Source organism: Chromatiales bacterium, from assembly GCA_020445605.1.
Taxonomy (GTDB): domain Bacteria; phylum Pseudomonadota; class Gammaproteobacteria; order JAGRGH01; family JAGRGH01; genus JAGRGH01.
The window spans coordinates 1-16,186 of sequence record JAGRGH010000025.1; the positions used below are offsets into that span (position 1 = coordinate 1).

The window sequence follows — 16,186 nt, forward strand, 5'->3', positions numbered from 1 at the left end:
AAGCGCAAGTCGCGCAAGAAGAGCTGAGCGTCAGCTCGGCCAGGCGTCGGCCGGCACCGCGTGGGTGCGGACCGGCTCGTACACCGGCAGCTCGGTGATGCCGAGGTCGCGGCGGACCTCGTCGAGCGGCCGCGGCAGCAGCTTGACCCAGTCGACCGGCGGCATCCAGGTGGCGCGCCGGCCGCGGGCGTAGCCCTGGGCGATGAAGCGGCGCGCGCCGGGCACGCCGCCGAGGACGACGCCGATGCCGGCGAGGAAGCCGACGCCGAGGTTGCCGGTCTGGGCGAAGGTGAACGCCAGCAGCGCGGCCTCGCCGAGCAGGTCGCCGCGGTAGCCGGTGACGGTGTGCCAGAGGTCGTGGGTGTCGCGCATGCGCGTGCGGACGTAGGCGACCGGATCGCGCGCGTCGACGTCGGCGGCGGCGGCGCCGACGCCGTCGAGGCTGGCCTGGACCAGGCCGGCGGCGGTGATGCCCTCGCCGTCGAGGAAGCGCAGGTAGGCGTGGGCCAGGCTGCCCTCGGGCATGGCCTCGAGGCGGGGCCGGTCGGTCAGCACCGCCAGCAGGTCGTCGCGACGGGCCAGCAGGCGCGCGCCCGAGTCGGTGCGGCGGAACCGGCGCAGCATGCGCTGCGGGTTGTCGAACGACAGCGCGTCGGCGATGCGGAACGCCTGCTGGGTGTCGTCGGGGTCGGCGAGCGCGGCGCGGGTCGCGTCGGCGACGGTGTGGAGGCGCGCGCGCAGCGACGGCGCGGGCGCGCGGGTGGACGACGAGGCCTGGGACGTGGACGTGAGCATCGGGACCTCCGGGGCTGGCTGGGCTGGGCTGGGCTGGGCTGGGCTCGCGGCTGGCGGCTGGCGGCTGGCGGCTGGCGGCTGGCACTCAGAACCGCCCCGCACGGTAGTCGGCGAATGCCTGCTCGACCTCCGCGCGCGTGTTCATGACGAACGGTCCGCCGCGCGCGATCGGTTCGCCAATGCGTCGGGCTGCGATCAACAGCAGGCGTGCGCCGTCCGGTCCGGCGGTCAGCGACACACCATCGCCCGGGCCGAACACGCCGAGCTCTCCGGCGGTGAGCGTGCGGCGCCGTTCGCCAGCGGCGGCTGTGCTCGCCGCGCCGCGAATTAGGTAGGCGATCACGCTGGCGCCGTCCGCGATCGGTTCCTCGTACGGCGCGTCGGCCTCAAGGGTCACGTCCAGATACAGCGGTTCGGTCACAACGTTGCGCACCGGGCCGGTGATGCCGCCGGCGGTCGTGCCGCTGATCACGCGGATGCTGATCCCGTCCCGGTTCTCCGTCGGAATCTGTTCGGCCGTGTATTCGCGGTACGCGGGCGCGGCCATCTTGTGCGCGGCGGGCAGGTTGACCCAGAGCTGGAAGCCCGCCAGCTCGCCATGGTCCTGCTCGGGCATTTCCGAATGCACGATGCCGCGGCCGGCGGTCATCCACTGGATGCCGCCCGGTTCGATGACGCCCTCGTGGCCGGCGTTGTCGCGGTGGCGCATGCGCCCGGCGAGCAGATAGGTGACCGTTTCGAAGCCGCGGTGTGGATGTGGTGGAAACCCGCCGATATAGTCCGCGGGACGGTCGGTGCCGAACGCGTCGAGCAGCAGAAACGGGTCCACGGCGTTCAGTTCGGGCGTGCCGATGATGCGGGTGAGTTGCACGCCGTCGCCGTCGGAGGCGGCCTGGCCGCGCGCGACGCGGATCAGCGGGCGCAAGGTGGTGATGCTGGCAGTCATGGCGTGGCTCCGGTGGGGATGCGGGCCGCGGCGCGGCATCCGCTTGGGAAGCCCTGATCAATCCTTCCAGGATTGCCAGGGCGACGAAAACGAAAAAGTGCGATTCTTCGTTTTCTCTCATCTTCAACGGCTTGCAGCCGTTGAAAATGGCGGCACATCCATGTGCCGCGGGAAACTCTGAATTGTTCAGCGTTTCCCTTGTATGGCAGATTCTTGCACAGGGGTGAGACCACGAACGATGCAGAAGCGATCCGTATTGCTGGGCTGGGAAATGGGCCGCGGCCTTGGTCATGTGCACAAGCTCAGGCTGGTCGGAGAGGCGCTGGAGGCATCGGGCTGGTCGACCCGATACGCGCTGAAGTTCCCAGAAACGGCGCCGGTCGTCGGCATTCGTGAGGAGGCGGTCGTGCCCGCGCCGCGCTGGCCGGATCCGCCCGCCGAGTACCAGACGCACCGCAATCTCATGCGCGCCTCGGCGAATTTCGGTCAGACACTCGGCTTTGGCGGCTTTCACGACGCCGGCGCGGTGGAAGCCAGCGTGCGGCAATGGAGCGCGATGCTCGATGAACTGCGCCCGGCACTGGTGATCGGCGACTATGCCCCCGGGCTGATGCTGGCGGCGCGCGCTCGTGTGCCGTCGTTGAACTTCGGCGCCGGCTATTGGCTGCCGCCGTCCGACCTGAAGACCTTCCCGCCGACCCTCCAGACCGACGACCCGCCACTGTTCGACGAGGCCGGTCTGATCGACAACGTCAACCGCGCGCTGGCGGCCTGTGGTCGACCCGCAATCGATGCCCTGCCGCAGGTCGTGCAGGGCGACGTGCAGTGCGCCTGCACCTATCCGGTGCTGGACCCCTACCGTGGGCTGCGCAGGGACCCGTACCTGGGGCTGATCGACACGCAGTCCGTCGACGTCGCCGACCACCGCGGTGACCGGCTGTTCATCTACCTGCATCCGATCGCGGTGACCAATGCCCCGTTGCGCGAGGCGCTGTGTTCAATGCGCCTGCCGGCGCTGGTCTACTCCGGCGAGGCCGGCGCGCCGTATCGGGAGCAGTTCGAGGCCGGTGGGCTTGAGGTGGCGGATTCGTTCGTTGATCTGCCCTGCGAAATGCCGCGCACCCGCGCCGTGATTCACTGTGGCGGACACGGACTTGCCTGTGTAGCGTTGCTCTCGGGGCGTCCGCAGCTGGTGCTGAGCTATCACATGGAAAATCGCCTGACCGGTCAGGCCCTGCAGTCCGCGGGCGTTGGTCTGCGCATACCCCTGCCGGAGACGCCGGCCGAGCATTTTCGCCAGGCCATCCACGCCGTGGCGAACGACGACAAGCTGGCCTTTCAAACGGCCGTCATCGGTCGCGACACCATGAAGCGCTACGGCATCAACGGTTTGCAGGCCGTACTCGGAGAATGCGAGCGCCTGGCAGGATGAGTCAGCCGGCGTTCGCGAACAGTTCGGGGCGCTGGGCGAACAGCACTTCGAGCGCGCGCCTGAGGTCCTCGCGCCGCGATGCCGTGTCCGCGGCCTCGCGAAAGCTGGCCGAGATTGAACGGTAGCGGATCAGGAAATGCCAGACGGGAAACCGCTCCGGCGCGTAGATCAGGGGTGCTGGCGGACCGGGCAGGCCGGTCTCGGCGTGCACGGCTGAAAGAACCAGCCAGTCGGCGTCCTCGGCAGGGGTTACGGCATTCACGGCACGGCCGGCCCAGCGCCGAACATCACCAGCCAGCCCATCGCGACCAGCGTCAGCGTGATCGCCGACCAGGTCGGCACCGCTGCGCTCCAGCGCTGCGGTGCCAGCGGCGGTGGATTGGCGAGCCGACGGGCCGCGTCCGCGAATGCCTCGGGGGAAAGCGGGAAGCGCAGGCCGCCGGCGCCGTTGGTCGGGACCTGCTGGGGACGCTGTTTCATGTTGACCTCCTTCGGGTGTCTGGACGGAGGCTGGCGTGCCCGGCCGTGGCCGGCTGGCTGGCGAGAGAGTCCGGTGTTACTTGGTGAGAATCAGCTTGCCATTGCGCGTCTGGGTCAGCCGGTATTCGCAGCCGGCGTGTTCGAGAATCACGCTTCGCGCGCCGCCCATCAGCTGGTCCACCTGGATGCGACGGGCGGTGTCGGCGGCGGGTGCCTTGTCCACGGCCGGCCGACGGGGCTTGCTGGTATCGATCATATACGAATGATAATGAGTCGCAATAACGAAATGCAACTGGTTCGAAAAGGTTTCGATCCGCGGACGATCCATCGCGGTCGCACCACGGGCTGACCGGCGCTCTACACTAGACAGCTTCGCCGCTCCCGCGGTGTGACAGGGCCTATTGCGATGTCGGGCGATTCCGCCTCGCCGCGCGGCCGCGCCTTGCTGCGCGACCCCGCGCGCACCAAGTCCACGGCATTTACCCACGCCGAGCGTGAGGCACTGGGCCTGCGCGGCCTGCTTCCGGCGACCGTATCCACGCAGGCGATGCAGGTCACGCGCGTGCTGGCGAACCTGCGCGCGAAGACCAGCGCGATCGAGAAATACATCTTTCTCACCGCCTTGCAGAATCGAAACGAGCGGCTGTTCTATCGGGTGGCCATTGAGCACATCGACGAGATCATGCCGCTGATCTATACGCCCACCGTCGGGCAGGCCTGCCGCGAGTTCGCGCACATCTTTCGCACCCCGCGGGGCTTTTATGTGAATCCGGACGACCGCGGCCAGATCCGCGAAATTCTGGACAACTGGCCCGAGCGCGATGTGCGTGTCGTCGTGGTCACCGATGGCGAACGCATCCTCGGGCTCGGCGATCTGGGCGCAAACGGCATCGGCATCTCCATCGGCAAGCTGTCGTTGTATGTCGCCTGCGCGGGAATACGTCCCGAGCACTGCCTGCCGGTCATGCTCGATGTCGGCAGCGACAACGAAGCCCTGCGGAACGACCCGCTGTACCTCGGGGTGAACCGCCCGCGGCTGCGCGGTTCGGCCTATCTGGAACTGGTCGACGAATTCGTCGATGCCGTGCATGACGCGTTTCCGCGCGCGCTGATCCAGTTCGAGGATTTCCTCACCCCGAATGCCTATGCACTGCTGGCGCGCTATCGCGAACGTGTGCCGTGTTTCAACGACGACATCCAGGGCACCGGTGCGGTCGCGCTCGCCGGTGTGATGGCCGCACTGCGCATCACGGGTGCCGCGCTCGGCGAGCTGCGGTTGATGTTCGTGGGCGCCGGCTCGGCGGCGACCGGAATCGCCGACATGATCGTGCAGGCGATGGTGGCCGACGGATTGGGGCTTGCCGAGGCGCGCGCGCGTGCCTGGTTCGTGGACGTCAACGGCCTGCTGGTGACGAGTCGAACCGACCTGGCACCGCACAATGCCTGCTACGCGGTCGATCAGCAGCAACTGAGTCTGGTCGGTGCGATCAATCTGCACCGGCCGCAGGTACTGATCGGCGCGACCGGCGCGCCGGGTGTGTTCACGCGCGAAGCCATCGCCGCGCTGAACACCCACCACCCGCGGCCGATCGTGTTCGCCCTGTCGAACCCGACCGATCGCGCAGAATGCACGGCCGCGCAGGCCTACGAGTGGAGCGAGGGTCGGGCGATCTTCGCCAGCGGCAGTCCGTTCGATCCCATGCAGGTCAACGGCCAGTGGCTGCGTCCCGGTCAGGGCAACAACGCGTATGTGTTTCCGGGCGTCGGGCTTGGCGCCGTGCTGTGTGGCGCGCGGGTGATCACCTGCGCAATGTTCCTGCGTGCCGCACGCGCGCTGGCGGATTCAGTGAGCGCCGCGGACCTGGCGACCGGCACGGTCTACCCGCCGCTGGCCGACATCCGCGCCGTTTCGGCGCGGATCGCAACGGCGGTGATCGAGCAGGCCGTTGCCGAAGGAGTCGCTGAGCGACCGCCAAAAAACATCGCGGCGGAAATTGCCGACTACGTCTATCGGCCGGAGTACTAACAGGTTGTTGAAAAAGGCCCATCCATGGCCTTTTCAACGTCGCAACCGAAAAGCGTGGTTTTCGGTTGCTCACGAAAATCAAACGCTTGTGCGTTCGATTTTCGGGCGAGACGTCCCTGTCTCGCGCCAACAGGCCGTTGAAAAGAAAATTTCAACAGCCTGTCAACGCTAGCGCATGTATGGCGGGAGGTACTCGGGTATTTCGCCGCTGGCCAGGTAGTGTTCCGTGACTTCGCGATAGTAGTCGCCACCGGTTTCGAACCAGCGCTCGAAGGATTCCTGCCACTCGCGCGGCATGTCCACCGGTGTCCAGTAGCGGTCGGGAATCGGCATGCCTGGTTGTGGGGCTGCCGGCAGTTCGATGTCTGCGATCACGACACCGGCACCCTCGGCGAGGCTGCGACTTCCCTTCACGCCGCCCTGCGAGTCCACGATGCAGGCCTCACCGAGGTAGCTCGAGTCATACGGGACATCCGGCAGCTCCGGGCTGAAGAATCCGGCGAACGGTCCGGCGTGGGATCCGTGGATCACGGGCACGCCGAGCATGCGCGCAAGGTCCACCGGAGCCTGTTTCAGCATCGCCAGATTCGTGGCACGCAACGGATGATCCGCCGGTGCGTCGTCGGGGAGCGTCCACCAGCACGAGCCGCCAACGGCAAGACGTACCTTGTTTACGAGGCGTCTTGCAGTCTGGCTGCGAATCAGTTCCCAGCACAGCGCCACGCCGACCGGACCGATCGGGGTGTCGAGCACGCCGTCGTCATCACCGCCGACATTTACACAATTCTCCCAGTAGGTCGGCAGATCCTTGTCATGGCGTTGCATCTGCCCGTCCGGATGCACGAGCAGAAAGCTGTTGAAAACCTTGCCGCGGTCGACCGCAAGGAAAGACGCGCCGATGGTGCAGTGGCCCGCGCGCGCCATGCGCCTGAGCAACTGCGCCGGCGCGCCGTCGATCGGGCGGATCGCGCGGATCATGTCCGTGTGAAACGCCGCCGCCGTCGTGAACATCTCCGGCAGCACGATCCAGTCGGCGCCACGATGTTGGGCCTCATGAATCAGTTGTTCGGCCTGCGCGAGGTTCGCTTCCACATCGGCCAGCTTCGGCTGCATCTGGATGGCCGCTGCACGCAGCTGTGTCGGGGTTTTTCCGTGCGCGATCCCTGGCGCGAGCGCGGCCGCGATGGCGCTCGCGAGAATCTGGTTGAAACTGCGTCTGCGCATGGTTCTGCCTCTGTTTCTCAGGGTTTCAGGTACGCGTAGCCTTCGCGAATCTGCAGACGCGCGATTTCGGTGATGCCGGATGGAACGATCTTCACGCCGGGCAATACGGTGTCCGGATCGATATCACGCGCCTTGAGTGTGGTTCCGCAGACGCTGAAAACAACGCCCTTTTCGATGAGGTCCAGCACCGCAGGATCGTAGGGTTGGCCGCGAGGATCGTTGGTGCCCTCCAGCAGAAAGTCAACGCCTGGCCCGTAGGCCACAATGGCGAGCCTTGCGCCGGGCGAGTCCTCGAGATAGGCGCGGGCGAGCAGCAGTGCCCAGCGTGCGTTGCGCATCTCGTCGATGTGGAAAACGGTCTTTTCCCAGCGGTTGTCCGCAGACGGCTCGCCCGCGGTCAGGGGGGCGGCTGCGAATAGACTCGAAATCAGTGCCGCGAACGCGGCGAACTTGAGGTGTTTCATCGGACTTGCCTCTCTTGGGGGGCGTTGCCTGCAACGCCGTACATGACAGGTATAGACCGTTTCGTGCGCGAAAACCCGGATTGCCCGTTTGCGGACGGCACCTCCATGTGCCGTTCGGTGGGTACGAAGATCAGGCCGCGGCGAGCGCCTGTTCGATGTCGGCGATGATGTCGTCGACGTTCTCGATGCCGATCGACAGCCGCACGAGATCTTCGCTGACGCCCGCGCGCTTGAGTTCCTCCGGGCCGAGCTGGCGATGCGTGGTGGTGGCCGGATGGCAGGCCAGCGATTTCGCGTCGCCGATGTTCACGAGCCGCACGACGAGATTCAGCGCATCGATGAACCGTGCGCCGGCCTCGCGTCCGCCCTTGATGCCGAAGCTGAGAATCGATGCGGCCCGGCCGCCCATGTATTTCTGCACCAAGGCATGGTCGGGGTGATCGGAAAGTCCGGCGTAGTTCACCCATGCGACCTTGGACTGGTTGCGCAGGAACTCCGCGACCTTCATGGCGTTCTCGCAATGACGGTCCATGCGCACCGGCAGGGTCTCGATCCCTTGCAGGATCAGGAAGCTGTTGAACGGTGACAGCGCACTGCCCATGTTGCGCAGCGGCACGACACGACAGCGCCCGATATAGGCCGCGGGTCCGAGCGCTTCCGTATACACGACGCCGTGATAGGAAACATCCGGTTCATTCAGCATCGGGAAACGGTCGGCATGTTCCGCCCACGGGAACTTGCCGGAATCCACGACGATGCCGCCGATCGAGTTGCCATGGCCACCCATGTACTTCGTCAGTGCATGCACGACGACATCCGCGCCGTGTTCGAACGGGCGACACAGATACGGCGTTGGCACTGTGTTGTCGACGATGACCGGCACGCCATGCGCATGTGCCATGTCGGCGATTGCGCCGAAGTCGACGACATTGCCCGCCGGGTTGCCGATGGATTCGCAGAACACCGCCTTGGTCTTGGCATCGATCTTCGCCGCCATGCCGTCGATGTCCTTGGCATCCACGAAACGTGACTCGATGCCGAGCCGCGGCAGGGTGTGCGCGAACAGGTTGTAGGTGCCGCCGTAGAGCTGACTCGTGGTGACGATGTTGTCGCCGGCCTGGGCGATCGTGAAGATCGAGTAGGTGATTGCGGCCATGCCCGAGGCGAGACCGAGCCCGGCAATGCCGCCTTCCATCGCCGCGACGCGCTGCTCGAGCACGTCCGTGGTCGGGTTCATGATGCGCGTGTAGATGTTGCCCGGCACCTTGAGGTCGAACAGGTCCGCGCCGTGCTGGGTGTTGTCGAACGCGTAGCTCGTGGTCTGGTAGATCGGCACCGCGACGGCCTTGGTCGTCGGGTCCGGGCTGTAGCCGCCGTGAATCGCGAGCGTTTCGATCTTCATGTCGGTGGGTTCCTCCGGTGGGTGTTGTATCGCGACGGCGGGACGAACCCGCGGCGCGGTTTGATTTTCGGCCTCGCACTGTGAACCACGGGCCGCATGCCCGCAAGCCGGCGGTGCCGGCGCAGGGTTTCAGTCCAGGTCGTCCGGAGTGACGAATCTGGCCTCCAGCGCCGCCGGGCGCAGACTCGTGTGCAACCGCGCAAGCAGCAGGACTGCGGCAGTGACCAGGCCTGCGACGAAACCCCACCAGAGCATGCGCGGTTCGTCGTAGACGACCACCCCGAGCCACCAGCCGAGCGGCAGGCCGATGGCCCAGTACGCGATGGCGCTGATCCACATCGGCACGCGCGTGTCCTTCAGGCCGCGCAGCGCGCCCATCGCGACGACCTGGAGTGCATCGGCGAGCTGAAACAGGGCCGCGATGCGCAGCAGGTCCACGGCCAGTGCCGCGACCCCGGCTTCGGCACCGTAGGCCGCCGTGATGGCCTCGGGGATCAGCAGCATGGCACTGGCCGAGACCAGCGCGAAACCGAGTCCAATCAGCAGGGCGACACTCGCCGCGCGGCGTGCGCCGGCTGTGTCGCGACGGCCAATCGACTGGCCGACACGCACGGTCGCGGCGAGTCCGATGCCGAGCGGCACCATGAACATCAGCGCCGCCCAGTTCACCGCGACCTGATGGGCGCCGGCACCGGCGGCACCCCAGCGCCCCATCAGCAGGGCGATGCCGGTGAAGAACCCGACTTCGAGCAGCATGGCGCCGGCGATGGGCGCGCCCAGTGCGAGATGTTCGGCGAGCGCGCGGCGCCGAGGCGGATCGAACCGCGCGAAGATGCCGAGCGCGCGCAGCGCGGGCGCGCGGCGGACGTACCAGCCGAGCAGGGCGAGTTCCATCCACATCACGATCGCCGTGGCGTGGCCCGCACCGGCGACGCCCAGTGCGGGAACGCCGAACGCGCCGAACATCAGCACGTAGTCCAGCAGCGCGTTCGCCGCGAGCGCGACCAGCGATACCAGCATGATCGGCGCAGTGCGGCCCAGACCTTCGCTGGTAAACCGCAGCGCTGCGAACAGCGCCGCGCCGGGCAGTCCCCAGGCGAGCGCATCGAGGTAGTCGCGGGTCGGCGAATGCAGCGAGGCGTCGATGCCCAATGGCCCGAGCAGCGCGGGACTCACGACGACCGCGATCGACGCCAGCGCGCCCACGACCAGGGCCAGCCACAGGGCCTGGCGCACGCGCGCCGCGATCGCCGCCGTGCGCCCGGCGCCGTCGAGCTGGGCGACGATCGGCGACAGCGCGGTCAGGATGCCAAGCATGGCCAGCAGTGCGGGGATCCACAGCGCGAAACCCAGACCGACCGCGCCCAGCGCGGTCGCGCCGAGGCGCCCGGCGAACAGGGTGTCGGTGAAGCCCATGCCGACCTGCACGAGCTGGGTGACGACCAACGGGCCGGCAACGCGGCCGAGCGCGACGGTCTCGCGCAACCAAGGTCCGCTGGTCATGCCGCGGCCGCTGCCGGCGCCGGGCGCGCCGCGGTCGCGACGCCGATCAGGCGGTCAGACGTTGCAGTGCCTCGCGGTACTTCTCGGCCGTGCGGGTCGCGATCTCCGGCGGCAGGATTGGCCCGGGGGCCTTCTTGTTCCACGGCTGGGTCTCGAGCCAGTCGCGCACAAACTGCTTGTCGAAGCTTGGCGGATTCTCGCCGGGCCGCCAGCTGTCCGCGGGCCAGAACCGCGACGAATCCGGCGTGAGGACTTCGTCGATCAGCACGAGTTGGCCGTCGTCGTCGAGGCCGAATTCGAACTTCGTGTCCGCAATGATGATGCCGCGCGCCGAGGCATGGTCACGCGCGCGGGTGTAGATGGCCAGCGCCGTGTCGCGGACTTCGGCCGCGCGCTCGGCGCCAATCAGGCTGACAGTCTGCGCGTAGTCGATGTTCTCGTCGTGTTCGCCGACGTCGGCCTTGGTGGATGGCGTGAACAGCGGTTCCGGCAGCTGGTCGGCGAGTCGCAGGCCGGCCGGCAGGCCGATACCGCACACCGCGCCGGTGCGCTGATAGTCCTTCCAGCCCGAGCCGATGATGTAGCCGCGCACGATCGCCTCGATCGGCAGCGGCTTGAGCCGGCGCACGACCATCGCGCGATCGCCGAGCGTCGCGCGTTCCACCGCATTCGGCACGACATCGGCCAGCGTCAGGTCGGCCGCCATGTGATTGGCGACCAGATCTTTCGTCAGATCGAACCAGAACCGCGAAAGCTGAGTGAGGATCTCGCCCTTGCCCGGAATCGCGGTTGGCAGGACCACATCGAACGCCGACAGACGATCGGTCGCCACGATCAGCAGGTGATCGTCGCCCACGGCGTAGATGTCACGGACCTTGCCGCGATTCAGAAGCTCCAGGCCCGAGAGGCTGGATTCAAACAACGGTTCCGACATTCTGTGCTCCCGGAAAAAGTGCGGCCCCGAACCGTTGCCGGTCGGGGCCGCTGGATCGCGTGGCGATGGGCTGTGCTGCGGCCTAGGGAAACTCTGAATTGTCAGAGTTTCCCGCAGCACATGGACGTGCTGCCATTTTCAACGGGTGTAACACGTTGAAAATGAAAGAAAACGAAAAATCGCACTTTTTCGTTTTCGGCGCTCTGGCAATCCGGGATGGATTGATCAGAGCTTCCCTAGTGATGCACGAAGGTCAGCGGACCACCTTGGGCCGCATAGTACGCGGCGAGATTTTTCATGTCTTCTTCGGTCAGCCCCGCGACCATGCCCGCCATGATCGGGTTCTTGCGTTCGCCGGACTTGTAGTCGATCAGCGCGCGATACAGGTAGTTCTCGTACTGGCCGGCCAGCACTGGGTAGATGGAAACGCTGCTCACGCCGTTCGGTCCGTGACAGCCGACGCAGGTCACGGCCTTGCTTTCGCCTGCGGCGGCATCACCGCCGGCGCTGGCCGTATTGATCACGAAGGTGCCAAGCAGGACGGCAGCCAGCGTGGAGATGATCTTGTTCATTTCTCTAACTCTCCTGTTGCGCGGCTTAGTGGGCACCGCCGGCGAAAAACGCCGCGATGTCGGCCATGTCCTGATCGCTCAGGGTGGCGGCTTGGGCCTGCATGGTCTTGTGGCCGCGCTCGCCGCTCGCGTAACCCTTCAGGGCCGCGACGATGTAGTCGGCGTGCTGACCGGAAACCTTCGGCACGTGATAGGTCGGGTAGGCGTTGGAGACCCCCGGCGCGCCGTGGCAACCCAGGCAGGCTTCCGCCTTGACCTTGCCCGCGGCGGAATCACCGGCGGACGCGTTGGCCGCGGCGAGCATTGCGGCGACCGCAAGTGCGCGACGCATGCTACGAGCTTGCATCATTGATTGGTTTCTCCTGAGAAACGGGTTGTTGTAATCGGGCGCCGAGCCGGACGGTGGCCGCCAACCGGAGGGCCGGACCACGGCAGGGTGCAAAATCCAGTTTCGGACGCCAGCCCGCCAAGCGGATCGGACCGGCGAAAGCCTTCAATATTAGTATATTCTTACTTGCGCTGTCGATTGCCGGCACGCGCTCCCGGACAGGGCTCACTTTTCGGGTTTCTGTTCGGGTGCCGGTTCGGGTTCGGGACCAAACAACGGGGCCACGCCGGTGATGCCGCTGACCGCCGACTGACCGGTGAAGCGCGGCGGCAATGGCTCGGGGGTGCCGCGCCGCGCGTGGCTGCGCGAGAAAAACCCCATTCCGCCCTCGGTGACCTCGACGATCAGCTGCAGCCGGTGGCGGCTGCCGCTTTGGCCCAGCCAGCCGAGATGGGTGCCGGTTGGCAGCAGAACGCCGCCGGTCGCGACGATCGGTTCACGCACGCTCCAGCGTTCTTCCACCGATCCGGAGATGCGCGCGGCGGAAAACCCCAGCGCCGCGCCGAGCGCGACCAGCAGCCCCGCGCCGCCGAGCGCGAGGATCATTCTGCGTACGGAACTTCTCAGGCGGCGCCTGCGTCTGCGAGCCATCGGGTGATGTCAGCTCTGGGCCAGCGCCAGACGATGCCGGCGACGGCGGGTGGTGTCGACCGGGGCAATAAGACACATTCCGGCGCAGCGCGCCGGAACTGACCACGACCCCTCCCAAGACGGCAATCTTATCGCAGCGCCGCACGGTGCGCGCGCCGCACCATGAACGCTCGAGCGGCTCGCCGTAAGGGACCCGGTCAGGGTGAAAGTCGTTCGACCTGCCAGCCCTTGGCGTCGCGCCGATATTCAAAGCGGTCGTGCAGCCGGTTGACCCGGCCCTGCCAGAATTCGAAACGCCCGGGTCTCAGTCGGTAACCGATCCAGGCTTCCGGGCGCGCGACGCCGCCGTCCGGGTGGGCCAGGCGTAGTTCGGCGACGCGGGACTCCAACACGTCGCGGCCTGCGACCACCGACGATTGCACGGATGCCGCCGCGCTGTAGCGGCTGGCTTCCGGTCGCGAGTTGAAATACCGGTCGGCCAAATTTGGCGGCAGACGCTCCACCGTGCCTTCAATGCGGACCTGGCGTTCCGCGCCGGGCCAGTGGAACAGCAGGGCCGCGTGCGGATTGTCCGCGAGTTCTGCGCCCTTGCGGCTGCGCGAGTCGGTATACCAGCACAAGCCGTCGGCGTCGAAGTGCTTCATCAGCACGATGCGTGCCGAGGGCCGGCCAGCGGCCGTCGCCGTCGCGAGCGTCATGGCGGTCGGCTCGATCGTCTCGGCCTCGAGCGCGGCGGCGAACCAGCGCTCGAACTGGGCCACGGGGTCGGCGGCAAGATCGGCGCGGCGCAGGCTTGCGGCGTCGTACTCGCGGCGGCGGTCGCGCTGATCGCGGATGTCGGTCATGGGCATGTTCCGGGATGCATGAAGGTGAAAAGTCTAGCGCGCCGGCAAATCCGGGCGCGCTCGACAATACTCAAGGTTGGCATTTCCTATTTGCGCGGGTCGCCGCGCTGGGTTGTTCTGACGTGAGGGCCATGGCATCGGGCAGCCTGCCCGGCGTTGGCCCGACCGCTACGGAGCCACGACCATGAGCGAACGAATTCAACTCGGCGGGCTCGCGATCGCCCGTCCACTGCATGACCTCGTCCGCGACGAGATCGCACCGGGCACCGGCGTGGAGCCCGCGGCCTTCTGGGGCGCGCTGGCCGACATCGTGCGCGAGCTGGGGCCACGCAATCGGGAACTGCTGGCCCGGCGCGACGCGCTGCAGGCGGCCATCGACCGCTGGCATCTGACCCATCGCGGCGGGCGCCATGACGCGCGCGCCTATCGCGCGTTCCTGCGCGAGATCGGCTATCTGGAAGACCCGCCCGCGAGCTTCGAGGTGTCGACCGCGAACGTCGACGACGAGATCGCCCGCATTGCCGGTCCGCAGCTCGTCGTGCCGGTGTCGAACGCGCGCTATGCGCTGAATGCGGCCAATGCGCGCTGGGGCTCGCTCTATGACGCGCTGTACGGCACCGACCTGATCGACGAGTCGGATGGCGCCGGCCGCTCGGGCCCCTACAACCCGGTACGAGGTTCCAGGGTCATCGCCTGGGCCCATGGGTGGCTGGATCGAACCGTGCCGCTTGCCGACCTCTCGCATGGGGCGGTCCGCGGTTTCCGCGTGGACCGCGCGGGACTGGTGGCGCAGACTGCCGATGGTGCATCGCGAACGCTGATTCGCACGGGGCAGTTCGCCGGCTACCGCGGTACGCCGGATGCGCCGTCCGCGCTACTGTTGCGCAACCACGGCCTGCATGTGGAGGTCGTCATCGATCGGGTGCACCCGATCGGGCGGAACAGTCCGGCGGGCGTGGCCGACGTGCGGATCGAGTCCGCGGTCACGACGATTGCCGATCTCGAGGACTCGGTTGCGGCCGTGGACGCCGAGGACAAGGTCGGCGCCTATCGCAACTGGCTCGGCCTGATGAACGGCCGGCTGTCCGCGAGCTTCGATAAGGGCGGGCGTTCGGTCGAGCGCCACCTGAGTCCAGATCGTGAATACACCGCAGCCGACGGTAGCCAGGTCCGACTGTCCGGGCGCAGCCTGCTGCTGGTGCGCAACGTCGGCCACCACATGCACACCGATGCGGTGCTGCTCGACGGCGAGCCGATCCCCGAGGGCATGCTCGACGGCATGATCACGACGCTCGCCGCCCTGCACGATCTGAACGGGGCGTCGCGGACACGCAATTCGCGCAACGGCAACGTCTACATCGTCAAACCGAAGATGCACGGCCCGGCGGAGGTCGCGCACGCCTGCACGCTGTTCGGGCGGATCGAACAGGCGCTGGGTCTTTCTGCGAACACGCTGAAGCTCGGCATCATGGACGAAGAACGCCGCACGACGGTGAATCTCGCCGCCTGCATCCACGCGGCGCGCGAACGCGTGATCTTCATCAATACCGGCTTTCTCGACCGCACGGGCGACGAGATCCACACCGACATGGAAGCCGGCCCGGTGCTGCGCAAGGGCGACATGAAATCGGCGACCTGGATGCGTGCCTATGAGGACTGGAACGTGGACACGGGACTGGCCTGCGGGCTGAGCGGCCGCGCCCAGATCGGCAAGGGCATGTGGCCGGCGCCCGATGCCATGCGCGCGATGTTCGACAGCAAACAGGCCCACCCAGAGGCCGGCGCAAACACGGCCTGGGTGCCGTCGCCGACGGCCGCAACCCTGCATGCGCTGCACTATCACGCGGTCGACGTGTTCGCACGTCAGCGCGAGCTTCTGGGCCGATCGCGTGCGCCGCTCGATGCGCTGCTGGAACTACCGGTCGTCATGACGCCGAACTGGACGGCCGCGGAGATCGCCGAGGAACTCGACAACAACTGCCAGGGCATCCTCGGCTACGTGGTGCGCTGGATCGAGCAGGGCGTCGGCTGCTCGAAGGTGCCGGACATCCACGATGTCGGCCTCATGGAGGATCGCGCGACCCTGCGCATCTCTAGTCAGCACATCGCCAACTGGCTGCATCACGGCGTGGTCACGCGTGAGCAGGTCGTCGATTGCCTGCATCGCATGTCGACGGTCGTCGATCAGCAGAACGCCGGTGACTCAAACTACGTGGCGCTGGCGCCCGCATATGCGGGGTTCGCCTACCAGGCCGCCGAGGCGTTGATCTTTGGCGGGCGCGAGGCCCCGAACGGCTACACCGAGCCGACCCTGCACCGTTTCCGTCGAATGCACAAGGACGGTTCGAAGCTGCCGGATGAATAAAAAAGGCGACCCGGTTTCCCGGGTCGCCTTCGCATCGTTCCCGTTGCGCCACCGGACGGCGGTCCGGCGGCGGGAGCGATAGAGCCGTAGCCCTTACTTCGCGACCGGCGCCTGCGGGGCGACGGGGGCGACCGGAGCGACCGGGGCGTAGCCGTAGGGGGCATAGCCGTAGTACGGGGCGTTGTAGCCATAGCCGTTGCCATAGCCGCGGCCGTGGAC

17 protein-coding genes are annotated in these 16,186 nt (G+C 67.1%); 3 read left to right on the forward strand and 14 right to left on the reverse strand.

Going from position 1 to position 16,186, the window contains the following annotated elements; genetic code table 11:
* Positions 1-30 precede the first annotated feature (30 nt).
* Positions 31-795, reverse strand: a complete 765-nt coding sequence (locus tag KDG50_03660) for a hypothetical protein (protein ID MCB1864501.1) — start codon at positions 793-795, stop codon at positions 31-33.
* Positions 796-880: 85 nt separating this feature from the next.
* Entirely contained in the window at positions 881-1,741 is an 861-nt protein-coding gene (locus KDG50_03665) for a pirin family protein (GenBank protein ID MCB1864502.1), read from the reverse strand.
* 238 nt (positions 1,742-1,979) lie between these two features.
* On the opposite strand from KDG50_03665, the gene KDG50_03670 reads away from it, so the two are divergent.
* Positions 1,980-3,173, forward strand: a complete 1,194-nt coding sequence (locus tag KDG50_03670) for a hypothetical protein (protein MCB1864503.1) — start codon at positions 1,980-1,982, stop codon at positions 3,171-3,173.
* Between the two features lies 1 nt (position 3,174).
* Here the strand turns inward: KDG50_03670 and KDG50_03675 are convergent, their stop codons facing one another.
* The 3 genes from KDG50_03675 to KDG50_03685 all read right to left on the reverse strand — a co-directional run bounded on the left by KDG50_03675 (position 3,175) and on the right by KDG50_03685 (position 3,909).
* Positions 3,175-3,435 carry a hypothetical protein gene (locus tag KDG50_03675; GenBank protein MCB1864504.1) on the reverse strand — a complete coding sequence of 87 codons (261 nt, stop codon included), beginning with the start codon at positions 3,433-3,435 and terminating at the stop codon, positions 3,175-3,177.
* Positions 3,432-3,653, reverse strand: coding sequence for a hypothetical protein (locus tag KDG50_03680; protein ID MCB1864505.1), 222 nt, complete (start codon positions 3,651-3,653; stop codon positions 3,432-3,434). Before KDG50_03680 ends, KDG50_03675 begins: the two co-directional genes overlap by 4 nt.
* 76 nt (positions 3,654-3,729) lie before the next feature.
* Positions 3,730-3,909, reverse strand: coding sequence for a hemin uptake protein HemP (locus KDG50_03685; protein ID MCB1864506.1), 180 nt, complete (start codon positions 3,907-3,909; stop codon positions 3,730-3,732).
* A gap of 150 nt (positions 3,910-4,059) precedes the next feature.
* Between KDG50_03685 and KDG50_03690 the strand changes: the two genes are divergently transcribed.
* The gene (locus tag KDG50_03690) at positions 4,060-5,679 is read left to right on the forward strand and encodes an NAD-dependent malic enzyme (GenBank protein MCB1864507.1); all 1,620 of its coding nucleotides are present in this window, start codon (positions 4,060-4,062) and stop codon (positions 5,677-5,679) included.
* A 168-nt stretch (positions 5,680-5,847) separates the two neighbouring features.
* Here the strand turns inward: KDG50_03690 and KDG50_03695 are convergent, their stop codons facing one another.
* The 9 genes from KDG50_03695 to pdxH all read right to left on the reverse strand — a co-directional run bounded on the left by KDG50_03695 (position 5,848) and on the right by pdxH (position 13,602).
* Positions 5,848-6,903, reverse strand: coding sequence for a carbon-nitrogen hydrolase family protein (locus KDG50_03695; GenBank protein MCB1864508.1), 1,056 nt, complete (start codon positions 6,901-6,903; stop codon positions 5,848-5,850).
* Between the two features lie 17 nt (positions 6,904-6,920).
* Positions 6,921-7,367: a DsrE family protein gene (locus KDG50_03700; protein ID MCB1864509.1), complete on the reverse strand. Its 447-nt coding sequence runs from the start codon at positions 7,365-7,367 to the stop codon at positions 6,921-6,923.
* Between the two features lie 130 nt (positions 7,368-7,497).
* Positions 7,498-8,769 (reverse strand): bifunctional O-acetylhomoserine aminocarboxypropyltransferase/cysteine synthase, encoded by a 1,272-nt coding sequence (locus tag KDG50_03705; protein MCB1864510.1) that lies wholly within the window; start codon positions 8,767-8,769, stop codon positions 7,498-7,500.
* A 129-nt stretch (positions 8,770-8,898) separates the two neighbouring features.
* A complete protein-coding gene (locus tag KDG50_03710) occupies positions 8,899-10,272 on the reverse strand; it encodes an MATE family efflux transporter (protein ID MCB1864511.1) in 1,374 nt (457 codons plus the stop codon).
* Positions 10,273-10,318: 46 nt separating this feature from the next.
* Positions 10,319-11,206, reverse strand: a complete 888-nt coding sequence (locus KDG50_03715) for a phosphoribosylaminoimidazolesuccinocarboxamide synthase (GenBank protein MCB1864512.1) — start codon at positions 11,204-11,206, stop codon at positions 10,319-10,321.
* A 236-nt stretch (positions 11,207-11,442) separates the two neighbouring features.
* Positions 11,443-11,778, reverse strand: a complete 336-nt coding sequence (locus KDG50_03720; GenBank protein ID MCB1864513.1) for a cytochrome c — start codon at positions 11,776-11,778, stop codon at positions 11,443-11,445.
* Positions 11,779-11,803: 25 nt separating this feature from the next.
* Positions 11,804-12,124, reverse strand: coding sequence for a c-type cytochrome (locus tag KDG50_03725; protein ID MCB1864514.1), 321 nt, complete (start codon positions 12,122-12,124; stop codon positions 11,804-11,806).
* Positions 12,125-12,331: 207 nt separating this feature from the next.
* Complete coding sequence (locus KDG50_03730; GenBank protein MCB1864515.1) at positions 12,332-12,712, reverse strand: hypothetical protein; 381 nt, start codon at positions 12,710-12,712, stop codon at positions 12,332-12,334.
* 242 nt (positions 12,713-12,954) lie between these two features.
* A complete protein-coding gene (pdxH, locus tag KDG50_03735; protein ID MCB1864516.1) occupies positions 12,955-13,602 on the reverse strand; it encodes a pyridoxamine 5'-phosphate oxidase in 648 nt (215 codons plus the stop codon).
* Positions 13,603-13,786: 184 nt separating this feature from the next.
* Here pdxH and KDG50_03740 point away from each other — a divergent pair, with 184 nt between their 5' ends.
* Positions 13,787-15,967 carry a malate synthase G gene (locus KDG50_03740; protein MCB1864517.1) on the forward strand — a complete coding sequence of 727 codons (2,181 nt, stop codon included), beginning with the start codon at positions 13,787-13,789 and terminating at the stop codon, positions 15,965-15,967.
* The last annotated feature ends 219 nt before the right edge of the window (positions 15,968-16,186 follow it).